Raw genomic sequence first — 22,557 nt, 5'->3', positions numbered from 1 at the left:
CGGTCCCGCTTGCAACGCATCCGGCCACCAGTACCCGGGAGGAGTAGAACGTGCCGCACATGCCGAAGCTGCCCGGCAGCAGGCGCAAGGAGAACCCCGAGGCGATCATGTCTATCGGGGACCACCTGCGCGAGCTGCGCAACCGGCTGTTCGTCTCGGCCATCGGCATCACCGTCATGGCGGTAGTCGGCTATTTCCTCTACGACTCCGTATACCAGTTCATCACCCACCCGGTTGAGGTCGCCAATGCCCGCGGCGCAAACCTCAACATCAACTTCTCCACGATGCTGTCCTCCTTCGACATGCGGCTGCGGGTGTCCATCTGGCTGGGTGTACTGCTGGCGTCACCACTGTGGATTTACGAGTTCTTCGCCTATGTGGGCCCGGGGATGACACGCAAGGAGAAGGCGTACACCTGGGTCTTCGGGGTTGTGGGGCTACTGCTGTTCGCCGCCGGCTGCGCACTGGGCATGTGGATCATGCCGCACGCAGCCGTGATCCTCACCGGCTTCATCCCTAACACCGACTCCGCCACCGGCATCATGGACGCCTCGGTGTACCTGTCCTTCGTGCTGCGCCTGGTGCTGGCCTTCGGAGCCGCGTTCCTGCTCCCGGAGGTCATGGTGGCCCTCAACCGGCTCGGGGTGATGAAGGGGCGCACCATGCTCAAGGGCTGGCGCTGGGCGGTGATCGGTATCTTCACCTTCATGGCCTTCGCCAACCCGCTGCCGGATCCCTGGTCGATGATCTTCATGGCGATTCCGATCACCGGCCTCTACTTCCTGGCCTGCTACATCTCCATCCGCCACGACAAGCGGGTCGCCAAGCGCCGTGCCGAGGAGGACGCGGCCCTGGATGCAGCCCTTGCCGAAACCGCCTCCAACGCCTGACCGGCACCGGCCCGCCCCAAGCCTGCGGGAGCAGCCCGCAGCCGCGCATAGGCTTGACTCATGAGCTCACCCGCACAACGCTATGCCGCCGCACGTCGTCGTCAGGCGGAGTCACGCACAGAGCTCGCCGGTTTCGCAGCCACTTACGACTTCCCGTTCGACGACTTCCAGAATGAGGCCTGCCGCGCCCTGGAGGCGGGCGAGGGCGTGCTGGTGGCGGCGCCTACCGGCGCCGGCAAGACCGTCGTGGGTGAATTCGCCGTGCATCTGGCGCTGGCGAAGGGTCTCAAGGCCTTCTACACCACCCCGATTAAGGCCCTGTCGAACCAGAAGTACCTGGATCTGGTGGCCCGGCACGGCGCCGAGAAAGTCGGTCTGCTCACCGGCGATACCTCAGTTAATCCACATGCGGATGTGATCGTGATGACCACTGAGGTGCTGCGCAACATGCTCTACTCCGGGGCGCGGGACCTGGATCGGCTGGGTTACGTGGTCATGGATGAGGTGCACTACCTGGCGGACCGCTTCCGCGGCCCGGTCTGGGAGGAAGTCATCATCCACCTGGCTCCCGAGGTGCAGGTGGTCTCCTTGTCCGCGACGGTCTCGAACGCGGAGGAGTTCGGGGACTGGCTCGAGCAGGTGCGGGGGCGAACGGCCGTGGTGGTCTCCGAGCACCGCCCGGTGCCCCTGACCCAGCACATGCTGGTTGGACGCCGCCTGCTGCCCCTGTACTCGCTGTCCGACACACCCGATTCGGCCCGCGACCAGGCGCATTCCTCCACCCAGCCGCCGCTCAACCCGGACCTGCTGCGGGCCGTTAGGGATGCGCGCCGAGCCGCTGCGGGGGACGCGCCGTCGGCGGGCTCCGGCTACCGCGGCGGGCGCAGGGGCCGGTGGGCGCGCGCCGCCGGCCAGACGCGCCCGCGGTACCGTGGCGATGGTGGTGCCCGCACCGCCCACTTGCGTGCGCCGTCGCGGATTGCGGTCGTAAGCGCTCTGGATCGCGCAGACCTGCTGCCCGCGATTGTCTTCGTGTTCTCCCGCGCCGGCTGTGAGAACGCCGTTCGCGAGGCCGTCAGCCACGGGGTTGACCTGACCACTGGTGAGGAGGCGCGCCGCATCCGTGAGGTCATCGACCGGCGGACCGCGGAGATCCCCGCCGGGGACCTGGGCGTTCTGGGCTTCCACACCTGGGCCAATGCCCTGACCCGGGGGTGGCCGCCCATCATGCGGGCCTGCTGCCGGTGTTCAAGGAGACCGTGGAGGAGCTGTTCGCCGCCAACCTGGTCAAGGTCGTCTACGCCACTGAGACGCTGTCCCTGGGCATCAATATGCCGGCTCGCACAGTGGTGCTGGAGTCACTGCGCAAGTGGAACGGCTCTGCGCACGTGAGCCTCACGCCGGGGGAGTACACGCAGCTGACCGGCCGGGCCGGTCGGCGCGGCATCGACGTCGAGGGGCACGCCGTGGTTCTGGCCACCGACGACGCCGACCCCGCCTTCGTCTCCTCCCTCGCCTCCCGCCGCACCTACCCGCTGGTATCCGCCTTCCGCCCCACCTACAACATGGCGGTCAACCTCCTGGGGCGAATGCCGCGTGCCCGCGCCCGGGAGGTGCTGGAGTCGTCCTTCGCCCAGTTCCAGGCCGACCGCGGCGTGGTTGAGCTGGCCGCCGAGGTCCGGCGCAAGCGCCGCCAGTTGGACACGCTGGCACAGCAGATGTCCTGCCGCCTGGGAGACTTTGGCGAGTACGCCCTACTGCGTCGCCGCATCAGTGATGCGGAGGCCGACCAGTCCCGAGGGAATCGGTCCGCCCGCCGCAGTGAGGCGGGCCGGACCATCGGGGCGCTGGGCCGCGGTGACGTGGTCCTGTTCCGGAGCGGGCGGCGCCACCGCCACGGCGTCGTCATCGCGCAGGGCAGCGACCACACCGGAGCCCCGCGGTTGACAGTGGTGGGGGAGGACAAGCGGGTCCACACCCTCACCCCCGAGAACGCGCCCGAGGGCGTGACCCGGGTGGGTGCGCTGCCGGTGTCTGAGGACCTGGATGCGCGTCGCCCGCGGGAGCGGGACCGGCTGGCCGACCGCTTGCTTGATGCGCTGCGCGCCGGGGACCTTGACGAGTCCGATGAGCGCGGTTCGCGCCGCGGCCACCACCGTGATGAGGACGCCGGAAGGCGCCTGGAGCGTCTACGCCATGAGATGCGCGCCCATCCCTGCCATGCCTGCCCCCACCGGGAGGAGCACGCCCGCGTGGGGCGACGCTGGGTGCGCACCAGGGATGAGCTTGACCGCCTGCGGGCCCGCGTCGACAGGCGCACCGGCACCATCGCCCGGCAGTTCGACGCTGTGTGCCGGGTCCTCCTAGAGCTGGGATACCTTGAGCCCAGTGACCGGGGCCGCCCCGAGGGGGAGTTGCGGGTGACGAACGTCGGTAAGGTGCTGGCGCGTGTCTACGCCGAGCGGGACCTGCTGGTGGCCGAGTGCCTGCGCGAAGGCCTGTGGGACGGCTTGCGCCCCGCCGACCTGGCCGGGGCCGTGTCCGCCTGTGTGTACGAGCCGCGGCTGGCTGCATCCTCCCGCGGGCTGCCGGTTGCGCCCGGGTCCCGCCTGGGGGAGGTGCTGCGGCGCGAGTTGGCCGTCTCCCGTCGCATCGGAGACCTGGAGGCGCTCGAGCGCGTAGAGCCGTCCACCGGTGCTGAGCCCGCTCTAGCGGGCGCGGTACGGGCCTGGACGGACGGCGCGGAACTGGCGACGGTACTCGGTGACACGGATCTCACCGCCGGGGACTTCGTACGCTGGTGCAAGCAGTTGCTGGACGTGCTCGGGCAGCTGGCGACTATTACTTCCGGCCCGGGCACCGGGCAGGGGCACTCCCTGAACAGGCTCGCGATGACGGCTGCGGAGGCCAGCCTCGATGTCAACAGGGGAGTGGTCAGTTGGTCCTCCGTATGAGACCGCGTATACGGCGCCTGCTGCCGCTGCTCGGCTCGGTCTGCGCCGGCCTGGCCGTGTGGGCGGCCTTCCCACCACTGAACGTGTGGTGGGCCGCACCGCTGGGGCTGGCACTGCTGGCCACGGTGCTGCGCGGTCGGGGCCCCGGGGTGGGGGCGGGCCTAGGGCTGGTGTTCGGGCTCGCCCTGTTCACTCCGCTGTTGCACTTCACGGCGGTGGCCATGGGTAACCCGCTCGGCTGGGTGGCCCTGACCGCAGTGGAGTCGCTCTACCTGGCCGCCTTCGGCTCCGCCTGGGCACTTGTCGGCCGGATCGGCCGGCTCGAGCACGGCGGCGGCGCAGTCGTGCTGGCACGCATGCTGGCATTCGCCGTGGTGTGGTGCGGTGTGGAGGAGGTGCGCTCGTCCTGGCCGTGGGGAGGGTTTCCCTTCGGCAGGCTCGCCTTCGCCATGGCCGACGCCCCCATGCTGCCTTTTGCCGCCTACGGCGGTGCCATTGGGCTGAGCGCGCTAGTGGCCTTCGCCGGAGCCGGCCTGGCAGAGGCCGGCCGGGCCGTGCGGGGCCGCCGGAGCCTGAGCGCGCTGGTGGCCGCCGCCCTGGCGGGCTTGGTTACGGCCGCCCCGATTCTGCTGCCCGTGGACGGCGCCGCCCAGGACGGCACCCTGCGCGTAGGCGCGGTGCAGGGCAACGTGGCCGAGGAGTTCGAGGACGCCTTCAACCGGGCGCTGGAGGTGACCGGCAACCACGCCGAGGCGACCCGCACGCTGGCCGGCGACGTCGGGCGGGGGACACTCGACGTGGTGATCTGGCCGGAGAACGCCGCCGACCTTGATCCACGGGACTTCTCGGCCTCGGCCGCGCTGGTGGACTCCGCCGCCCAGTCCGTCGGGGCGCCGGTACTGGTCGGGGCGATTCTCTATGCCGACGGCGTGCGCTACAACGACATGGTGGTCTGGAGTCCCGGTGCGGGGGCGGGGGAGTACTACCGCAAGCACCGCCCGGTGCCCTTCGCCGAGTACATTCCCCTGCGTGAGCAGCTGCGGCAGCTGACTGATCAGGTCGACCGCATCGGCACCGATCTGGCTCCCGGCACCGGGCCGTACACGCTCACCGTTCACGCCGCCGCGCAGGACCGGGATGTCAAGCTCGCCATGGGCATCTGCTTCGAGGTCGCCTATGACGACACCCTTCGCGACGGCGTTGAGCAGGGCGGCGAGTTGATCGTCATCCCCACGAACAACGCCAGCTTCCTGCACTCCTCAGAGGCAGAGCAGCAGCTGGAGCAGGGCAGGGTGCAAGCCGTCATCCACGGGCGCGCCCTGGTGCAGGCCTCCACCGTCGGGGTCACCGCGATCATCAACCCGCGCGGCGTCGTCGAGCAGCGCACGCAGCCCTATACACAGGCCGCTCTCGTAGCCGACGTGCCACTGCGCACCTCGATTACCGTTGCGGATCGCCTGGGCGGCCTGCCCGGGCTCGCCCTGCAAGTGGCCGCCGCGCTGCTGACGGCAGCCGGTATGGTTTCCGGTATGTCACGGCTGCGGCGTCGGCGACGGCGTCGCCCGTGACCGTTCCGAGTGCCGAGCAGATGACAGGAGCAGGATCGTGAAGGCGCTGGTGGTAATCCCCACCTACAACGAGATCGAGACGCTGGCCGGCGCGCTGGATGGGGTACGGCGTGCCGCGCCGCAGGCGCACGTGCTGGTGGTGGACGACAACTCTCCTGATGGCACCGGCCGCCTCGCCGACGCCCGCGCGCAGGCCGATGCGCACATTCACGTACTCCACCGCACCGAGAAGAACGGCCTGGGACCCGCCTACTTGGCGGGCTTCTCCTGGGCGCTGGCCTCAGGGTATGAGCTGGTGTGCGAGATGGATGCCGATGGCTCGCACCGTCCCGAGGACCTCGCGCTGCTGATCCAGCGCGCGGAAATGGCCGATGCCCCCGACCTGGTGATCGGCTCCCGCTGGGTATCCGGCGGCGCGACCGACGGCTGGGATGCGCGGCGGGTGGCCCTGTCACGGGGCGGCAACCTGTACATCAACGCCATGCTGGGGCTACGGGTCAGGGACGCCACCGCCGGGTTCCGGGTGTACCGGGCCGAGTTACTGCGAAGCCTGAATCTGGGGGAGATTGAGGCAACCGGCTACGGCTTCCAGGTCAATATGACCAAGCTGGTCGCCGACGCCGGTGGCCGCATCGTGGAGATGCCCATTACCTTCCAGGAGCGTGAGGCGGGCCAGTCCAAGCTCTCCGGCGGAATCTTCTCCGAGGAGCTCGCACTGGTCACCAAGTGGGGGATTGCCAAGCGCAGCGCGCAACTGGCGGGCCTGGCTGCTTCCGCCGGGCAGGCGGCCCGGCGCGCCTACCAGCGGGTCGGCGCGCCTCAGAAGCGTTCGCGGTAGATCTCGCCCGAGCGGAGCATCTCCAGGCGCTCGTCCAGCAGGACCTTCAGGTCCTCGATGTCGCGGCGCTCCAGCAGCATGTCCCAGTGCGTGCGCGGGGCCTTCTTCGGCTCATCGGACTCGGGCTCGTCCTCTCCGCGCAGCGCCGCGGCCTGCCCGCATTCCGGGCACTCCCAGGTCTGCGGAATCTCCGCCTCCATGGACATGGGGACGGTGGTGACGTGCCCGAGCGGGCACTCGTAGGTGATGTTCTGCCGCTCGGCGAACTCCACGCCCTCCTCTGACTCCATCGACTTGGCGCCGATCGTCATGCCTCGCAGTGCGCGGTCCGCCATGCTATTGCCCTTCCTGTCGCTTGATGTGCTCGGCGTGCTGCCGCCGAGAGGATAACGCGTAGGCGCCGTGGCGCATTCCCGCCGCCGCTGGGTGAATGACCGGGCCCGCGCCGGCGGAACGCGCCTGCCGCAGGTTGCTGTGCGGCATACTTGGCACCATGGCAACCAAGCGTATCGGAATCCTCACGGCCGGCGGCGACGCCCCGGGACTCAATGCCGCGATCCGCGGCTTTGGCAAGGCGGCTATCGCCGAGCACGGCTGGAAGCTGATCGGCTTCCGTGACGGCATGCGCGGCCTGGCAGAGAACCGGTACACGGAGCTTGATGCAGCCACCCTGTCCGGCATCCTGACCACTGGCGGCACCATGCTGGGAACCAGCCGGGACAAGGTCCATCGCATGGTGGTGGACGGCGAGGTGCGGGACATGATCCCGACCATCGTGGAGAACGTCGAGAAGGACAAGCTCGACGCGCTGGTGTGCCTGGGCGGCGGCGGCACCGCGAAGAATGCCCGCCGACTCATGGATGCGGGCATCAATGTGCTCCACCTGCCCAAGACGATCGACAACGACATCGTGCATACGGACAGCTCCTTCGGCTTCTCCACCGCACTGGAAATAGCCACCGAGGCAGTGGACCGGCTGCACTCCACCGCGCACTCCCACCACCGCATCATCCTCACCGAGATCATGGGCCACCGGGCCGGCTGGCTGGCCCTGGGCGCGGGTGTGGCCGGCGGCGCAGACGTGATCCTGCTGCCCGAGGTTCCCTACTCGGTGGAGACGATCGCGGAGAAGATCGAGCGGCGTCGTAAGCATGGGTCAACCTTCTCCGTGGTCGCGGTGGCCGAGGGCGCCCGCAGCGTCAAGGACGCCGAGGAGCTGGCCCACGCCCAGGCACTGGTCAAGGACGCGTCCAGCCCGGAGCTGAAGGCGATGGCCAAAAAGGGTGTGAAGGCCTTGGAGGCCTCACACCGCGCCAATACCTTCACGCTTGCCGAGCAGCTGGAGGCCGCCACCGGCCTGGAGGCGCGCGTGTCCATCCTGGGCTACGTGCAGCGCGGCGGCACACCGAACGCCGCCGACCGCCTGCTGGGAACCCGCCTGGGCGTCGCCGGGGCGAATGCGATTGCGGCTGGCAAGTTCGGCGTCATGGTCGCCGACCGAGGCCATGGCACCGCGCTGGTACCGCTGAAGGATGTCGCCGGCAAGGTCAAGTACGTGCCGCGTGACCACGAGTGGATCAAGGCGGCGCGCGCGGTCGGCACGGCGCTCGGGGACTGAGGCGCCGAGCCACCGGAGGCACACCGCCCGTGCGCCCGTATGCCGCCCCCGGAGCAACTGAAAGCGGCGACCAGTACGCCTCATGTCGGTGCATGACGCTCAGCGGCATGTCAACATCTTCGGTCAATTATTATTGACGCTATGAAGACTCTGGTCGGCGCCGACGACGGCGCACGTGCACCACTGAAGGAGCTCCGGCGCATCGTCAACGAGCGCAGGCAGCTCGATGCCGCGGAGGAGCTCGCCGCGCGTCGTGCCCGCAACGCGGGCTATAGCTGGACCGCCATCGGTGCGGCGCTCGGAGTCAGCAAGCAGGCCGTTCACCGGAGATACGGCAAGTAGTGCACCATCGCCGATAATGTACATTATGTCATTTCGTCTGGGGGCGAGCCTCGCCCGCCACCGGTCCCTCCTTGAGGTGCATCGTCGAACCGCCTCGTGGCTAACAGGCGCTGCCGTGTGCTTAGATTGTGCCAAGGGTGTCCGGTTGCCGCTCTACTCGCACCCGTAGCGTGTGCGGCGGACCGACACCGCGTCGCAGCATCCTGCGCACACCCGGCCGGACGGCACCCGCCCCAGTGTGCGCAGACCGGGCGACGTGTTCTAGAATGTCAGGACATAGGCGGGGCCAAGGTGGCCGTCAGGCGTCCTGATACACGAACACGGCTTATACAGGCATAGGCTCGGGTGGGATTTGTCGGACAGCCGCGCAAATCCCGCTGCCCGCTCGCGCATTGCATACAGTTCGAAGTCATACAAAGGAGTCACCGGTGGTCGTACGTCGCGAACCCACGCTTGCGGACGTCGCCGAGGTCGCGGGGGTCTCCTTAACCACCGTGTCCCGGGTCCTGAACAACCGGGGTTACCTCAGCCAGGCGACTAAGGACCGCGTGGCCCAGGCCATCGACCAGCTCAATTACCGGCCCAACCAGGTCGCCCGCGCCCTCCACGGCAAATCAACGAGCATCATTGGCGTGATCGTGCCAACCGTGGCGCTGCCCTTCTTCGGGGAACTCGCCGAGGAAATCGAGAACGCCCTCGCCGAGCACCAGTACCGGATGCTGGTTTGCAACTCGATGGGCCGAGCCGACCGTGAGCGGGAGTATCTCGACCTCCTTGTCTCCCACCGGGTGGACGGCATTATCTCGGGCGCGCACAATGACACTCTTGCCGAGTACCAGACGGTACGCATGCCGCTGGTGACGGTCGATAGGGACCTGTCCCCCACGATTCCCAATGTTCGCTGCGCCAACGAGGCGGCGGCGCGGGACGCTACCCGCCTCCTGCTGGAACGCGGCGCCCGTCGCCCCGCACTGCTCACCTCCCGCACCGGACCGCACAACCGGCGGGAAGCCGGCTACCGGGCCGTCCTGGCCGAGGCCGGAATCGAGCCACGAATCTTCACCGTGGACTTCCATACTCCTGATGCCGAGCGGGCCCGGCTAATTGATGCGCACCTGGACGCGGCGGCCGCACAGATCGACGCCGTGTTCGCCACCGATGACCTCTCTGCCGCCGCTGTGCTCGATTGGGCCGAGCGCAATGGGCGCAGCGTGCCGCATGACTTCAAGGTGATCGGCTTTGACGGAACTGCGGCGGTGCGGCGGGCCCTACCAGGGCTAGCGACGGTTCAGCAGCCCATTGCAGACCTGGCCCGCACCGCCGTCGACGTACTGCTGTCTCAGATCAATGCGCACGCCAGCGCCGAGGACGCGCCCGCGGCGGTGGTCTCCCCCATCGAGCTGCCCGGCCTGCTACTCGCCGGAACCACCACGTAGTAGCCCGCGCCGGGTAATCGCTCCGGTCCCGACAATAACGAGCACTACCGTGCGGAGCCTCTAATCTCTAATCGCCTAGCAGACCGAAAATGCGGCTGGTGGCCGACCCGAATAACGGGTCGGCCACCAGCCGCTCTAAGCGTTGCCGTCTAGCCTCAGTGCGGCCGGACTGTCGCTATCAGTGGCGCTGTCAGGCGCCGGCTCCCTGTGCTGCCGGCTCGGTGGCGGGGGCGACGGCGTACAGGGCATCGCCGCGGGCAACCTCACCGGTGTGCTCGTCGGTGACGCCGCCGAACGCGGTCGCGTTGGACACGACGATCGGGGTGACCGTCTGGTATCCGGCGGCGGTCACGCCCGCCCAGTCCACCTCTACGAGCGGCTGGCCGCGCAGCACCTTGTCACCGGCTGAAACCTTGGGCGTGAAGTGCTTGCCGTTGAGCTCCACCGTGTCCATACCGACGTGGATCAGCAGCTCCACGCCACTGGCCGAGCGCAGGCCGTAGGCGTGGCCGGTCGGGAACGCGACCAGCACCTCACCGTCGACCGGGGAGACGACAGGACCGGAGGCCGGTACCACCGCCATGCCCGGGCCAAGCATCCCGGAGGCGAAGGTCTGGTCCTGCACCTCGGTTAGCGGCACCGCCCGCCCCTGAATGGGCGAGGTGATGGTGAAGTCGGTAGCTGCTTCGGCGGGCAGCTCCACCGTGGCTGAGTGAACCTTGGTGGCCTCGGCCTCGAGCGCCGCCTCGTCCACCTCGTCGTCGGCGGCGAAGGAGGCCTGCCCCTTGGGCGTGCGGCCGTAGGCGAAGGCCGCGCCGAAGGCGATGATGAAGGTGACGATCTCCAGCACCACGTAGATCGGAATCTTCTCGGTGATGATCGAGACGAAGCCGACGAAGCCGGCCGCACCCAGCGCGGCACCGCGCACGTTGAACAGGGCCACACCGGCACCGCCGATGGCGGCCGCACCCATGGCGATGAAGAACGGCCAGCGCAGACGCAGGTTGACACCGAAGATCGCCGGCTCGGTGATGCCGAAGACGGCGGAGACACCACCGGCGCCGGCAAGACCCTTCATCTTGGCGTCGCGGGTGTTGAAGAAGACCGCCAGGGCCACGGCACCCTGGGCCACGTTGGCCATGGAGGCGATCGGGAAGATGAAGTCACCGACACCGCCGTTGACGGGCAGCAGCGGGATCTCGACGGCCGGGAAGGACTGGTGCAGACCGGTCACCACGATCGGCGAGTAGACCAGGCCGAAGAGGAATCCGCCAACCGGGCCGAGCGTGTTGTAGGTCCAGTCGAGGCCCTCGGTGATCCAGATGGACAGCTGCCGGGTGATCGGGCCAACCAGCACAAATGTGAGGAAGCCGGTGACCAGCATGGTGATCAGCGGGGTCAGCAGGAAGTCCGCAGTTCCGGACAACCGCTTGTGCAGCCACTTCTCAATGGTGGACAGAATCCAGGCGACGCACAGCACTGGGATGACCATGGCCTGGTAGCCGATCTTGTCGACCGTCAGGCCGAACAGGCTCCAGGTGGGGTTGGCACCCGTGTACTCCCAGAAGGACTGGGCGGCCGCCTCATCGGCCATGTTGTAGGCGGACAGCAGCGAGGTGGAGACCATCGCCGCGCCCATGGCGGCACCCAGGTAGACGTTGCCGCCGAAGCGCTTGGTGGCTGAGTAGCCGACCAGCACCGGCAGGAAGGCGAAGGCCGCCGAGGAGATCATATTGATCAGCTCGGCGTAGTCGGACAGCCAGCCGTAGCGCCCCACCAGCGAATCACCCTTGAAGAAGAGGTCGTTTGCGGTGAGCACGTTGTTGATCGCCATCATCAGACCGCCGGCGATCAGGGCGGGAAGGATCGGGACGAAGATGTCCGCGATCATCTTGATGAAGCGGGAGACGATATTGCCGCTCTTGGCTGCCTCCTGCTTCGCCTCGTCCTTGGACACTTCCTTGACGCCGCCGGTCTTGACCATCTCGTCGAAGACGATGTCGACGTCTCCGGGGCCGACGATGATCTGGAACATGCCGCCGGCCACGAAGGTGCCCTTCAGATCGGGATCCTTGTCAAGCGCCTTCTGGTCCACCTTGTCCATGTCGTTCAGGACAAGGCGCAGGCGCGTCGCGCAGTGAGCGGCTGCGTTGATGTTATCGGCGCCACCGACATACGTCAGGACGTCTCTCGCCACACGGGCGTGATCCATTGCCACCCGGGCTTCCTTTCTGTGGGAACTGGATACTCTGCATTGAGCTCGACGGAGGACTCCGGTGCGTTGGGTACGGTCACCGAACCCAACGCGTCGACCTATGTCAAACGATAGTCAGACTACCGGCACGCCCCCTGAAGACGCAAGCAATTCCGGATTCTGAAGCCCGAAACAGCGTGCTTCAGGTGCGTGTGCCAGGCCTGCCGGAATCGCAGTCGTTTGGTGTCAGTCGTAGGCCACGGCGCAGCCCTCTTCCAGCAGCGTGCGCTGATCGCCGATCAGGGCGGCACCGCCTGCGGTCGGCTCTACGAAACTGCGCAGCGTGAAGGCGATCTCGCCATCGCCGACGAAGACCTCGGTCACGGAACGGTCGTGCAGCACCTCCAGGCACGGGCGCGTTCCCCGAGGCACGGTAACGGTGCGCACCTGCCCGTGCTGCGTGTAGCGCGAGTGGGAGCGGTCCACAACCAGGCGCGCATCGCCGTCCCGGGACTCCATCGTGATGGTGACGTAGCAGCGCTCGTCACCGATGCGCAGGCCCCACCTGTGAGTGGGATCGGCCTGGACGCGCAGCCGCCAGGAGCAGTGCCCGTCCAGCTCGGGAATGGAGGTGGTCCCCCCCAGCCGCTCCCCCACGGCGCTCAGCACGGTGGCATCGTCCGCCAGCGGGACCGCCGGACGTTGTAGCAGCCGACCGCCTCGCAGGGTCAGCACGCGCGGCACCGTCAGGGCGTGCACCCAGCCCCCCGTCTCAATCGAGGGCTGGTCATCCTCAGACGCGTTTCCGGCCCAGCCGACCAGGGTCACAGGGCCGGGCTCCCCCGGGCGACGGGCGAAGGCCTGAGGAGCGTAGAACTCGAAGCCGCGGTCGACCTCGGCGAAGGTTCCGTCGCACTCGCGCAGCTCGGTCCCCTCCAGGCGGCCAACCGTGTAGACGCAGGGGAAGATGTTCTCGTAGCCCTCCGTGTCGGGGCTGATTCCCTGCGGGCACCAGATCAGCACGTCCCGCACCTGACCGGTCAGCTCGTCGGTCAGCCGCACCAGCCCGGGGCACTCCCACATGTAGCCGAAGCGGTCGAAGGCGCCGTCGGCGTCCGGGAAGCTTAGCTCTCCCTCCAGCCTCCAGGAGCGCAGGTCCTCCGAGCGGTACAGCAGCGCCGCACCGGTCAGGTCCTCGCGCTGCACGCCCAGGAGCATGCGGAAGCTGCCCGGGACGTCGGGATCACGCCAGACCTGGGGATCACGGTAATGGGCGGTATAGCCGTCCGGGTGGTCTGGCAGCAGCGGGTTCTCCGGCCACTTGTCGAAGCGCTGCAGGTCGGTGCTGGTCACCAGGCACTGACTGGCGGTGCGCTCGTCGGTCACCGGGTCCTTGAGGTTGCCGGTGTAGAAGAACTGGTAGCCGGCACCTGCTGGCGCACCCGCCAGCTCCTCCCCCTCCAGTACGACGGCGCCGCCGGAGTATGCCCCGGAGAGGTCGTAGTAGGAGTCGGGGATGATCGCCGGGTCGTGGTGCTTCCAGTGCAGCAGATCCCTGGATGAGGCATGCCCCAGTACACCAGCTTGCGGTGCGGGTGGAACGGGCTGAACTGGTAGAAGGCGTGGTAGGTGCCGGAGTCCACCAGCAGGCCGTTGGGGTCATTGAGCCTACCGACCGGGGGCGCCAGGTGCACCACGGGGTAGTCGGGGTCGGCAGTTGCGTGCGAGCGGTCGGTCGCCTCCAGGGCGGCCGCTCTCAGATCCTCGGTCATGTGGCGACCCTAACAGTATGCGCGCTGACCCGGACGACGAACCTACCGACCGAAGTGTCGTGCCCGCGGGCAGACAGGGGTCGGCAGGAGTCGCTGCCGGAAGCTTGCTGCTAGTGGAAGTACGGGATCAGCAGCCATAGGCCGAACACCGCGATACCCACCACGCAGGCGATGAAGAATCCAGCGGCGACCTCGGCGAGGTGCAGCCCTTTGACCTGTCCGCTCTGCCGCTTGAGCCGGACCGCGGCGAGCATTCGCACAGCCGCGGAGGTGACGGCGAGGATGAAGGCGGCACCGGCCACGGTCACCAGGGTGACCAGCCCGAGCGAGGACCAGTCGATGCTCATACCAGCGCTCCCGTTCCCCGGTCTGCGGGGTTGGCTCCCACCAGCTCCCGCTTTACCTGGTCCAGGGTCTTGGGGGCACGCCCAAGCTCAGGGTCGGTCTGCTTGGCCACAACCACCTTGTCGGCGTCGTTGACGTTGGAGAAGTCCACCTTGTTGTGGTTGGCCTGCCGGATAATGAGCAGGGCGCTGAGCAGCAGCAGCGCAATCACGACGACGGTGCCCGCGACCCCGCCCCGGACCGCTATGAAGGAGGTGATTGCGCCAACCACGGCGGCGCACGGCAGGGTGATCAGCCACGCGGTACCCATCTTGCCGAAGGTGCTCCAGGAGACCTTGGCGCCGCGGCCAATCCCGGTGCCGAGGATCGAGCCGGTGCAGATATGCGTGGTGGACAGGGCGAAGCCCAGGTGCGAGGAGGCCAGGATCGCCACGGTGGAAGTGGTCTCGGCGGCGAATCCCTGCGGCGGGTCGATATGAACCAGGCCCTTGCCCATGGTGCGCATGATGCGCCAGCCCCCGGAGTAGGTACCCAGGCCGATCGCCGCACCGGCAGCCAGTACCACCCACCAGTAGGGGGCGGTGCCCGGCTCCTGGTAGCCGGCGGCGATGAGTACCAGGGTGATTACCCCCATGGTCTTCTGCCCGTCCGAGGTTCCGTGAGCCAGCGCCACCATTGAGGCGGAGATCCGCTGGCCGTAGCGGAAGAGCTTGTCACTGACCTTGTCCGTCGGTCCGGTGATGCGGTAGCTGATCCAGGTTGCGACTGCGGAGGCCAGTGCAGCCACGGTCGGGGCGATGAATGCCGGCAGCATGATCTTCGAGACCACCGTGCCCCAGTGCACCCCCTGGAAGCCGGCGGCCACGACTACCGCTCCGATCAGCCCGCCGAACAGCGCGTGTGAGGATGAGGAGGGCAGGCCCAGCAGCCAGGTAGCGAGGTTCCACAGGATCGCGCCGGCCAGGCCGGCGAACACCATTGCCGGCGCCGCCTGGATCAGCGCGTCGTCGAACATGCCGTGGGAGATGGTCTTGGCCACCTCAGTGGACAACGTGGCTCCCACCACGTTGAGGATGGCGGCAACCAGCACCGCGCGCCTAGGTGTGAAGGCGCCCGTGGCGACGGAGGTCGCCATGGCGTTGGAGGAGTCGTGGAATCCGTTGGTGAAGTCGAAGATCAGCGCCGTAACGATGACCACGACGACGATGAATAGGGTTGTACTCATGCCATTCCCGGTCGGGTGTGCGGGCCGGTGGTACTGCCTGAGCCCTCCGCAGCTGCCTGCGGGTTCGCTCCGTGCGGTGCACCGGTCCGGGCCGCGGTAACGCGTCCTGCCGTCATTCTTACCCGGGGCGGACCGTCCGCTACAGCGCAGGCGGCTGGAATTCACCAACTGTTCACTCGCCGTGTGGCCCCGCCGACGCCGCCCGCCCGATCCGCCGAGCCGCGCGAGCCGGGTCGCGGGCATGAAGCGGCACACACCTCGGCGGCGCCCCGCCGAACCAACGGGCGATAGGCGCCAGGGAGCGATAGGGTCACGCCCATGGCAGCCCGAAGTGGTAGCAGAAGTGGTAGCAACAGTACGCGGCAAGTCCGCAAGCGTCGGCGCGTTCCCTCCGCGCCCCTGGACCTCGGCATCGATCTCGGCACGACGCGCACCGTCGTCAGCCGTGCGGACCGCGGCAATTACCCCGTTATCGGCTTCACCGACACCGAGGGGACATCCATGAGTTCTTCCCCTCGCTGACCGCGCTGACCGCCGATGGGCTGGTTCACGGATTTGAGGCCCGCGCCGCCGCCCGCCGCGGCGCGCCACTGCTGCGCAGCCTCAAGCGGCTGCTGTCATCCCCCACTGTTACGGCGCAGACGCCAGTACAGCTCGGAGACGCCACTTTCACGATCGCCGAGATCCTCACCGACTACCTGATCACCCTGCGCAACCACCTGCTTGCCGCCGATGCCCTGGAGGGCGCGGACCCGGCCGACGAGGACGCGCATATCGCGGTTGCCGTGCCGGCGCATGCCTACGGGGCCCAGCGGCTGATCACGCTCGATGCCTTCCGCGCAGCCGGATTCCACGTGACCGCGATGCTCAACGAGCCCAGCGCAGCCGGATTCGAGTACACCCATCGCAAGTCGGCCACCGTGTCCTCCCGCCGGACCCGCGTTCTGGTCTATGACCTGGGCGGCGGCACCTTCGATACCTCTCTGGTGGACGTGCGGGGCCACTCGCACGAGGTGCTCGCCTCGCGCGGCGTCGGCGACCTTGGCGGGGATGACCTGGACCTGCTGCTGGCACAGCTGTCCCTCCAGAGGGCCGGGCTGGCGGAGGAGGAGCTGACCACCAGGGAGCTGGACGACCTGCTCGACCAGTGCCGTGACGTCAAGGAGGCGATGGCACCCCAGACCCGGCGTCTGGTCATCATCCTGCGCGGCAAGGACGTGGTACTGCCTGCGGCCGACTTCTACTCGGCCGCAACCCCGCTGATCGAGCGCAGCTTGGACACCATGGCCCCGTTGATTGGCCGCCTGGACGACGGCGGGCCGGACCTGGCGGAGATCGCCGGCATCTACCTGGTTGGCGGCGCCTCCTCCTTCCCGCTGGTTCCCCGCCTGCTACGTGAGCGCTTCGGACGCAGAGTCCACCGCTCGCCCTACCCCGGCGCCTCGACCGCGATCGGACTGGCCATTGCCGCGGACCGTACCGCCGCGGTCGCTCTGACCGACCGCTTGTCCCGCGGGTTCGGCGTGTTCCGGGAGGCCGACGGCGGCGCCCGCACCGTGTTCGACGCACTCCTCACCGAGGAATCGGTGCAGGAGCGTGCCGATGGTGCGCACGGGACGGTCATCACTCGCAGCTACCCCGCAGTCCACAACATCGGCCGCTTCCGGTACGTGGAGTGCGCCGGGGTGGATGATGCGGGAGAGCCACGCGGTCAGCTCGCGCCGTACGAGGATGTCCTGTTCCCCTTCGACCGCTCCCTGCGGGACGTGGAAGACCTCATGCACACGCCGGTGCACCGCCTAGGCAGTGGTCCGGTAATCGAGGAGCGCTACGACATTGACGGCGCCGGGCTCATTCGCGTGACGCTGACAGACCTGTCCGACGGCTACTCCCGCACCTACGTCCTGGGGCGCCGCACCGCTTAGGCGATGCTTCACGCGGGCGTCCGGCAGGATGCCAAAAGCGGATGCCTAAAGCGCGTTCGTTCTAGCGCCGGAGCCGCCTGCGTGGACAGGCGCCTGTCAGCAAGGCCGGGCCCGAGCGTGCCGCTTTAGGCGTGCCGCTGGCTCCGGAGCCTATGGCCGAGCCAGGTCCGAGGCAGCTGTCAGGGCTGCTGTCTCCCCCGGGGCGAGCTCGAGCGTCAGCGCATCCGCAATCGGGCCCAGTTGCGCAGCCGTGCGCGCGGACGCGAGCGGCGCCACGACGCCGGGCCGCTCGCGCAACCAGGCCAGGGCGACCGCAGCAGGTGCGACGCCGTGCCCTACCGCCACTTCCCGGAGTACGTCCAGCACGGCGAAGCACTCCGGCCTCAGGTAGTCCTTCACCCAGCCGCCGCGTACCGAGTCGGCCGCGCTGCCAGGGTGATACTTGCCGGTCAGGAATCCCGACGCCAAAGAGAAATAGGGCACCAGGCCCAGGTTGTAAGTCGCAGCCACCTCGCCGCGATTTCCAGGACCCTCAACGTCTTGGCGGTGCAGGAGGTTGTAGTGGGGCTGCAGGGCCACGGGGGCTGCGAAGTCGTTGGCAGCGGCGATGGCGCACCACTCCTCCACCCGATCCGGCGTGTAATTGGAAAGTCCCACGTAGCGCGCCTTGCCGGCCGCACGCACTTCCTCGAATGCGGCGACAGTCTCCTCCAGCGGCGTGTCCGCGTCATCGAAGTGGGCGTAGTAAAGGTCTACGTAGTCGGTTTGCAGGCGCGTGAGGGACTCGTCGATAGCCGCGTGGATATTGCCGACCGCGAGCCCCTTGCGATCCGGCTTGGTGGATACCTTGGTAGCGATGATGACGTCATCGCGCCGGCGTCGTGCGTGGAGCCAGGATCCGATCACCGCCTCGGACTCACCGCCGGCATGGCCATCGGCCCAGTGGGAGTAGCCGTCGGCCGTGTCAATGAAATTACCGCCTGCGTCGAGGTAGGCGTCCATGATTCGATGGGAGGCCGACTCATCCGCAGTCCAGCCGAACACGTTACCGCCCAGGCCTATCGGGCTGACCGCCAGGGCTGAGCTGCCGAGCGTCCTAGTCGGGGTCATCGTCTGCCTCCTGCACGATCGTTCTACACGGCCTGCTGGCGCGCGGCCCTGCGCTTGGCCAGCTCGTCCTCCACTACCGGGCCGTCGGCGGCGTGCTCCACCGGCAGCTCGGCCAGCGAGCCCTCGATCTCATGCCACACGCGGCCCACGGCGATGCCGAAGACGCCCTGTCCGCCCTGAACCAGGTCGACGACCTCATCCGCACTGGTGCACTCGTAGACGGAGGCGCCGTCGCTCATCAGCGTGATGGAGGTCAGGTCCTCAACGCCGCGCTCGTGCAGCGCATTGATCGCCACCCGGATCTGCTGCAGCGACACCCCCGTATCCAGCAGCCGCTTGACGATCTTCAGCAGCAGAATGTCGCGAAAGGCATACAGGCGCTGTGATCCTGAGCCCTTGGCGGACCGGATGGAGGGCTCGACCAGCCCGGTGCGGGCCCAGTAGTCGAGCTGGCGGTAGGTGATTCCGGCGGCACGGCATGCCACCGGGCCGCGGTAACCGGTGTTCAGGTCCAGCTGCGGCAGCGGGTCACCGAAGAGCATCCCCTGCGTGTGCTGGGGTGCGGTTGCGCGGAGGCTCGCTTCGTTGGCGCTCACTTGCCGGCTCCTGTCAACATCGGGGCGCGCGCGGGGGACGCGCGCACGGGCCGGTCCTCCCGGCCATGGGCCCACGATAGAACCCCACGTCGGTTCACTCAATGACAGGCACGCCGCCTAAATGAGTTCGAGTTCAGCTTGAGGTTGAGGCGGGCCGCCCGGGCCTGCGACGCACAGGGCGAGATCATGCGGATTCCGGGCACTGGACCCCGTCTACACTGTGACCCGTTACACATCAATTTTCACACTAGTCACAGGCGCACCGCGTGTCGCGAGATCAGAGGGGAGCCGCGTCTCCCGGAACCACATCATCCAGCGCCTGGCGCCACTGCCGCAGGCGACGCTGGAGCGCCTCCTCCCCCAGGTCGATGCCGCGCAGGCGCAGTAGCGCTCCGGTGGCGAAGATCGGCACCGAGAGCGCGCGGGCCAGCACCAAGGCGTCACTGGGGGCGCATGCCACCGCCGTCGACGAGGAGGGGGTGTCCGCTTCCAGCACGGCGACGGCGCAGATCCCCCCATCGGCGTCTACGTCGAGCACCACCCGCAGGACGGCCGACCCGAAGGCGTCCACGCATGCGGACAAGAACGGGGCCCAGCTGGGGCCGCGCGACCACTCCGGAGCACTGAGCAGCAGGCCGTCGCGTGCGCCGACGGGGATGGCAAGCATGCCCGGTCCCCCGTTCTCCACGAGAACGGCGACCAGCCCGGTGTCTGGGACCGTCGAACGGACTCCCATCAGCGTCATGGCCCGCACGCCCTATAATCTATGCGGCAGGCGCCGGTACTGTCCCGGGAACAGCGCTGCAAGTGCGTTTTGCGATCTGAGTCGCACACGCCTAACCAGGCACTCAGCGCAGTGTCGCGACGGCGTTGCGCAGCAGGCTGGCGTGCAGGTCCGCGACCACCCCGGCCAGCTCGGCGGCCGCGTCCTCCCCCGCCGTGGTCGACCGGTTGCGCTTGTGCTGGGTGGCCAGCTCGATGGCGTCGGCCTCACGCTCAGCGGCGCTACGCACGGCGCGCAGATTGCGCAACGGGATGCCCAGCCGACTGGCTTTGAGCGCGAGTGCGATGGTGGTCAAAGCGCGCGCGTCGAAATGACCATGCGCATCCGGCGTGATCACTCCAATGGCTACGAGCTCCTCCACCTGCTCTAGCGAGGCGCCGGAGTGGTGAACCAGGTCGGCGGCGTCAAAAGCGCCACCAACAGCGTGCCCTCCCGAAGCGACCACCCTGGCCACCGGGGCCGGCGGGGGCGCCTGCTCGCTGCTGTCCAGTTCCGCCAGGCGCTCACGGATCACCGAAAGCGGCAGGTACTCGTCGCGCTGAGCAGTCAGGGTGTAGCGCAGCCGCTCCACGTCGGCGGTTGAATAGCGCCGGTAGCCGTTGCCTACCCGGTGCGGGTGGATGAGCCCCTCCGCCTCCAGGTAGCGGACCTTGGACACCGATAAGGCGGGGAACTCGCCGCGCAGATGCGCGACAACCTCACCGATCTTCATCACTGGTTCCCGGGACACTCCCCGAGGCCAGGGGTCGGGCTGCTGACCGCCCGCGGTGTTTTCCGCGGCTGCGCGGCGGGCGGCGGCGCCGGTCACTGTGCAGCCCGCTGGGGTGCGGGGTGATAAGTCATTCTGTACTTACCGATCTGGACCTCGTCACCCGCGCGCAGTGCGGCATGCTCCACCCGCTGCCTATTGACGTAGGTGCCGTTGAGAGAGCCCTGGTCACGCACTGCGAAGCCCCCGGAGGGCAGGGCGGTGAACACCGCGTGCTTGCGGGAGACGGTGACGTCGTCGAGGAAGATGTCGGCGCGAGGGTGCCGACCCACCGTCGTCTCGGCAGTCTCGGCCGAGTCGAGCAGGAAGCGGGCTCCCGTGGTCGGACCCTGCTGCACCAGCAGCAAAGCGGTACCGGGCGGCAGGGCCGCGATGGCGGCGCGATCCTGCGGTGAGACGGCCACGGCGGGCAGCTCGGGCTCCAGCGGGGCGCCGACGGCCCCGAAGGCCTGGGTCGAGGTGGGATCCGGTTCCATCGGCGTACTCGACATCTGTTCCCCTCCGGTCGGGCGGTGCCGTATGCACCGCTGTGGCTACACCATACCGTTGCACCATTGCCCGGTCGCAATGCGTGGCGCATGAACGCGCGGGCGAACCGCGGGCGCCTGCACCCGGCCCGTGGGCTCCGTAGGGGCGCAGGGGGTCCAGGATCCGCCCGCGCCCCTACGCGTCAGTTCCACTTCTGCTCGGCGCGGCCGGGTTCCGCCCACAGTACGTGGTAGACCCCCTCGGGATCATCAACCCTGTGGTACGTGTGAGAGCCGAAGAAGTCGCGCTGCCCCTGGATGAGCGCTGCGGGCAGGCGCTCGGACCGCAACTGGTCCACATATGCCAGTGAGGCCGCGAAGGCCGGTGCGGGTACCCCCGCCAGGGCGGCAGCGGAGACCACCTGACGCCAGGCCGGCAGGGCGCCGCGCAGCGCGTCCGCGAAGGTGGGCGCGGTCAGCAGACTGGGCAGTTGCGGCTCAGCCTCGTAGGCGCGGGTGATGTCATCCAGGAAGCGGGCGCGGATGATGCAGCCGCCCCGCCAGATGCGAGCCATGGCACCCAGGTCCACATTCCAATCGTGCTGGGCGGAGGCGGTGGCGATCTCATCGAAGCCCTGGGCGTAGGCGGCGATCTTGGAGCCGTACAGGGCCTGCCGCACGGCGTCGACGAAGGCATCTCGCTCGGGTCCCGCGGCCAGACCCGGCGCGTTGGTTCCCGCATTCAGCCCGGCGGCCTGCACGACCGCCCGCTGCGCAGACGCTGAGGAGGCGGCCCGCGCGAAGGTTGCCTCGGCGATGGCGGGCACGGCCACACCCAGCTCCAGCGCCGTCTGGGTGGTCCACGCACCGGTGCCCTTCTGCCCGGCGGCGTCCACGATCACGTCGACGAAGGGCGCACCGGTGGCCGGGTCGACCCGGTCCAGGACCTCCGCCGTGATGTCGATCAGATAGGAGTCCAGCTCGGAACGCTTCCAGGCGCGGAACACCTCCGCGATCTCGGGCACGCTCATGCCGGCCACGCGGCGCAGCAGATCGTAGGCCTCGGCGATCAGCTGCATGTCTGCATACTCAATGCCGTTGTGGACCATCTTCACGAAGTGGCCGGCACCGCCGGGGCCCACGTGGGTGCAGCAGGGCACGCCGTCGACCTGGGCGGCGATGGACTCCAGCAGCGGGCCGAGCCGCTCGTAGGAGGCGGCAGTTCCACCAGGCATGATCGAGGGGCCTAGCAGAGCTCCTTCCTCCCCGCCGGACACGCCCATGCCCACGAAGTGAATGCCCTGTTCGCGCAGGGAGGCCTCGCGGCGCTCGGTGTCGCGGAAGAAGGTGTTGCCGGCGTCCACGATGATGTCTCCCGGCTCCAGCAGCTCGCGCAGCTGTTCGATGACGGCCTCGGTTCCGGCGCCGGCCTGCACCATGATGATGACCGCGCGCGGCCGGCGCAGGGAGGCGACGAATGCGGCCGGGTCGGCCGCGGGCACGAATTCCCCCTCGCCCCCGTGGGAGTCGATGAGGCGCTCGGTACGCGCCGCCGTGCGGTTGTACACGGCCACAGAGTGGCCGTGGCGGGCGAGGTTGCGCGCGAGGTTGGCACCCATCACCCCCAACCCGTACACACCGATGTCGGCGGATGCTGGCTGCGGGGCGAACTGGCTGGCTGAGGTCATCTATGGCCCTTCCCGCCCGGCACGAGGACGGGCTGG

At 68.4% G+C, this 22,557-nt stretch carries 16 protein-coding genes and 3 pseudogenes; 8 read left to right on the top strand and 11 right to left on the bottom strand.

Annotated features, from left to right (window positions below; translation table 11 throughout):
• Nucleotides 1-59 precede the first annotated feature (59 nt).
• From tatC to CWT12_RS05635, 4 genes and pseudogenes are all read left to right on the top strand, one after another.
• Complete coding sequence (gene tatC, locus CWT12_RS05650; protein WP_442862555.1) at nucleotides 60-890, top strand: twin-arginine translocase subunit TatC; 831 nt, start codon at nucleotides 60-62, stop codon at nucleotides 888-890.
• A 60-nt stretch (nucleotides 891-950) separates the two neighbouring features.
• Nucleotides 951-3,844: pseudogene (locus tag CWT12_RS05645) on the top strand (DEAD/DEAH box helicase).
• Complete coding sequence (gene lnt, locus CWT12_RS05640; protein WP_161924031.1) at nucleotides 3,841-5,412, top strand: apolipoprotein N-acyltransferase; 1,572 nt, start codon at nucleotides 3,841-3,843, stop codon at nucleotides 5,410-5,412. Before CWT12_RS05645 ends, lnt begins: the two are co-directional and overlap by 4 nt.
• Nucleotides 5,413-5,449: 37 nt before the next feature.
• Nucleotides 5,450-6,250, top strand: a complete 801-nt coding sequence (locus tag CWT12_RS05635) for a polyprenol monophosphomannose synthase (RefSeq protein WP_161924030.1) — start codon at nucleotides 5,450-5,452, stop codon at nucleotides 6,248-6,250.
• Here CWT12_RS05635 and CWT12_RS05630 read toward each other — a convergent pair.
• The gene (locus CWT12_RS05630) at nucleotides 6,232-6,585 is read right to left on the bottom strand and encodes an RNA polymerase-binding protein RbpA (RefSeq protein WP_161924029.1); all 354 of its coding nucleotides are present in this window, start codon (nucleotides 6,583-6,585) and stop codon (nucleotides 6,232-6,234) included. The two genes, CWT12_RS05635 and CWT12_RS05630, sit on opposite strands and share 19 nt — an antisense overlap.
• A gap of 158 nt (nucleotides 6,586-6,743) precedes the next feature.
• Between CWT12_RS05630 and CWT12_RS05625 the strand changes: the two genes are divergently transcribed.
• From CWT12_RS05625 to CWT12_RS05615, 3 genes are all read left to right on the top strand, one after another.
• Nucleotides 6,744-7,868, top strand: a complete 1,125-nt coding sequence (locus CWT12_RS05625) for a 6-phosphofructokinase (protein ID WP_161924028.1) — start codon at nucleotides 6,744-6,746, stop codon at nucleotides 7,866-7,868.
• Nucleotides 7,869-8,009: 141 nt separating this feature from the next.
• A complete protein-coding gene (locus CWT12_RS05620; RefSeq protein ID WP_202616285.1) occupies nucleotides 8,010-8,210 on the top strand; it encodes a helix-turn-helix domain-containing protein in 201 nt (66 codons plus the stop codon).
• A 428-nt stretch (nucleotides 8,211-8,638) separates the two neighbouring features.
• Entirely contained in the window at nucleotides 8,639-9,646 is a 1,008-nt protein-coding gene (locus CWT12_RS05615; protein ID WP_161924027.1) for a LacI family DNA-binding transcriptional regulator, read from the top strand.
• Nucleotides 9,647-9,836: 190 nt separating this feature from the next.
• On the opposite strand, the gene CWT12_RS05610 is transcribed toward CWT12_RS05615, so the two are convergent.
• The 4 genes and pseudogenes from CWT12_RS05610 to CWT12_RS05595 all read right to left on the bottom strand — a co-directional run bounded on the left by CWT12_RS05610 (nucleotide 9,837) and on the right by CWT12_RS05595 (nucleotide 15,182).
• Nucleotides 9,837-11,858 carry a sucrose-specific PTS transporter subunit IIBC gene (locus CWT12_RS05610; RefSeq protein ID WP_202616284.1) on the bottom strand — a complete coding sequence of 674 codons (2,022 nt, stop codon included), beginning with the start codon at nucleotides 11,856-11,858 and terminating at the stop codon, nucleotides 9,837-9,839.
• 228 nt (nucleotides 11,859-12,086) lie between these two features.
• A pseudogene (locus tag CWT12_RS05605) lies at nucleotides 12,087-13,612 on the bottom strand (glycoside hydrolase family 32 protein).
• 110 nt (nucleotides 13,613-13,722) lie between these two features.
• Nucleotides 13,723-13,959 carry a hypothetical protein gene (locus CWT12_RS05600; RefSeq protein WP_161924025.1) on the bottom strand — a complete coding sequence of 79 codons (237 nt, stop codon included), beginning with the start codon at nucleotides 13,957-13,959 and terminating at the stop codon, nucleotides 13,723-13,725.
• Nucleotides 13,956-15,182, bottom strand: coding sequence for an inorganic phosphate transporter (locus tag CWT12_RS05595; protein WP_161924024.1), 1,227 nt, complete (start codon nucleotides 15,180-15,182; stop codon nucleotides 13,956-13,958). The genes CWT12_RS05600 and CWT12_RS05595 overlap by 4 nt, the downstream gene beginning before the upstream one ends.
• A 318-nt stretch (nucleotides 15,183-15,500) precedes the next feature.
• On the opposite strand from CWT12_RS05595, the pseudogene CWT12_RS05590 reads away from it, so the two are divergent.
• A pseudogene (locus tag CWT12_RS05590) lies at nucleotides 15,501-17,107 on the top strand (Hsp70 family protein).
• A gap of 150 nt (nucleotides 17,108-17,257) precedes the next feature.
• Here the strand turns inward: CWT12_RS05590 and CWT12_RS05585 are convergent.
• The 6 genes from CWT12_RS05585 to gndA form a co-directional block, all read right to left on the bottom strand.
• Complete coding sequence (locus CWT12_RS05585) at nucleotides 17,258-18,217, bottom strand: aldo/keto reductase (protein ID WP_161924023.1); 960 nt, start codon at nucleotides 18,215-18,217, stop codon at nucleotides 17,258-17,260.
• Between the two features lie 23 nt (nucleotides 18,218-18,240).
• A complete protein-coding gene (locus CWT12_RS05580; RefSeq protein ID WP_161925322.1) occupies nucleotides 18,241-18,759 on the bottom strand; it encodes a MerR family transcriptional regulator in 519 nt (172 codons plus the stop codon).
• A gap of 331 nt (nucleotides 18,760-19,090) precedes the next feature.
• Complete coding sequence (locus tag CWT12_RS05575; RefSeq protein ID WP_161924022.1) at nucleotides 19,091-19,558, bottom strand: DUF151 domain-containing protein; 468 nt, start codon at nucleotides 19,556-19,558, stop codon at nucleotides 19,091-19,093.
• A gap of 103 nt (nucleotides 19,559-19,661) precedes the next feature.
• The gene (gene ftsR, locus CWT12_RS05570) at nucleotides 19,662-20,309 is read right to left on the bottom strand and encodes a transcriptional regulator FtsR (RefSeq protein WP_161924021.1); all 648 of its coding nucleotides are present in this window, start codon (nucleotides 20,307-20,309) and stop codon (nucleotides 19,662-19,664) included.
• Nucleotides 20,310-20,401: 92 nt separating this feature from the next.
• Nucleotides 20,402-20,857, bottom strand: a complete 456-nt coding sequence (locus CWT12_RS05565) for an FHA domain-containing protein (protein WP_161924020.1) — start codon at nucleotides 20,855-20,857, stop codon at nucleotides 20,402-20,404.
• 179 nt (nucleotides 20,858-21,036) lie between these two features.
• Nucleotides 21,037-22,521: an NADP-dependent phosphogluconate dehydrogenase gene (gene gndA, locus CWT12_RS05560; RefSeq protein ID WP_161924019.1), complete on the bottom strand. Its 1,485-nt coding sequence runs from the start codon at nucleotides 22,519-22,521 to the stop codon at nucleotides 21,037-21,039.
• Nucleotides 22,522-22,557 lie beyond the last annotated feature (36 nt).

Origin of the sequence: Actinomyces sp. 432 (assembly GCF_009930875.1) — a bacterium.
GTDB lineage: Bacteria > Actinomycetota > Actinomycetes > Actinomycetales > Actinomycetaceae > Actinomyces.
This window is presented reverse-complemented; position numbering and strand designations above follow the sequence as displayed.

Excerpts from the sequence above, each read along its gene's own strand:
- tatC (WP_442862555.1), top strand. The coding sequence starts at position 60 with ATGCCGAAGCTGCCCGGCAGCAGGCGCAAGGAGAACCCCGAGGCGATC.
- lnt (WP_161924031.1), top strand. The coding sequence starts at position 3,841 with ATGAGACCGCGTATACGGCGCCTGCTGCCGCTGCTCGGCTCGGTCTGC.
- CWT12_RS05630 (WP_161924029.1), bottom strand. The coding sequence starts at position 6,585 with ATGGCGGACCGCGCACTGCGAGGCATGACGATCGGCGCCAAGTCGATG.
- CWT12_RS05625 (WP_161924028.1), top strand. The coding sequence starts at position 6,744 with ATGGCAACCAAGCGTATCGGAATCCTCACGGCCGGCGGCGACGCCCCG.
- CWT12_RS05620 (WP_202616285.1), top strand. The coding sequence starts at position 8,010 with ATGAAGACTCTGGTCGGCGCCGACGACGGCGCACGTGCACCACTGAAG.
- CWT12_RS05610 (WP_202616284.1), bottom strand. The coding sequence starts at position 11,858 with ATGGATCACGCCCGTGTGGCGAGAGACGTCCTGACGTATGTCGGTGGC.
- CWT12_RS05600 (WP_161924025.1), bottom strand. The coding sequence starts at position 13,959 with ATGAGCATCGACTGGTCCTCGCTCGGGCTGGTCACCCTGGTGACCGTG.
- CWT12_RS05595 (WP_161924024.1), bottom strand. The coding sequence starts at position 15,182 with ATGAGTACAACCCTATTCATCGTCGTCGTGGTCATCGTTACGGCGCTG.
- CWT12_RS05585 (WP_161924023.1), bottom strand. The coding sequence starts at position 18,217 with ATGACCCCGACTAGGACGCTCGGCAGCTCAGCCCTGGCGGTCAGCCCG.
- CWT12_RS05580 (WP_161925322.1), bottom strand. The coding sequence starts at position 18,759 with ATGCTCTTCGGTGACCCGCTGCCGCAGCTGGACCTGAACACCGGTTAC.
- CWT12_RS05575 (WP_161924022.1), bottom strand. The coding sequence starts at position 19,558 with ATGACGCTGATGGGAGTCCGTTCGACGGTCCCAGACACCGGGCTGGTC.
- ftsR (WP_161924021.1), bottom strand. The coding sequence starts at position 20,309 with ATGAAGATCGGTGAGGTTGTCGCGCATCTGCGCGGCGAGTTCCCCGCC.
- CWT12_RS05565 (WP_161924020.1), bottom strand. The coding sequence starts at position 20,857 with ATGTCGAGTACGCCGATGGAACCGGATCCCACCTCGACCCAGGCCTTC.
- gndA (WP_161924019.1), bottom strand. The coding sequence starts at position 22,521 with ATGACCTCAGCCAGCCAGTTCGCCCCGCAGCCAGCATCCGCCGACATC.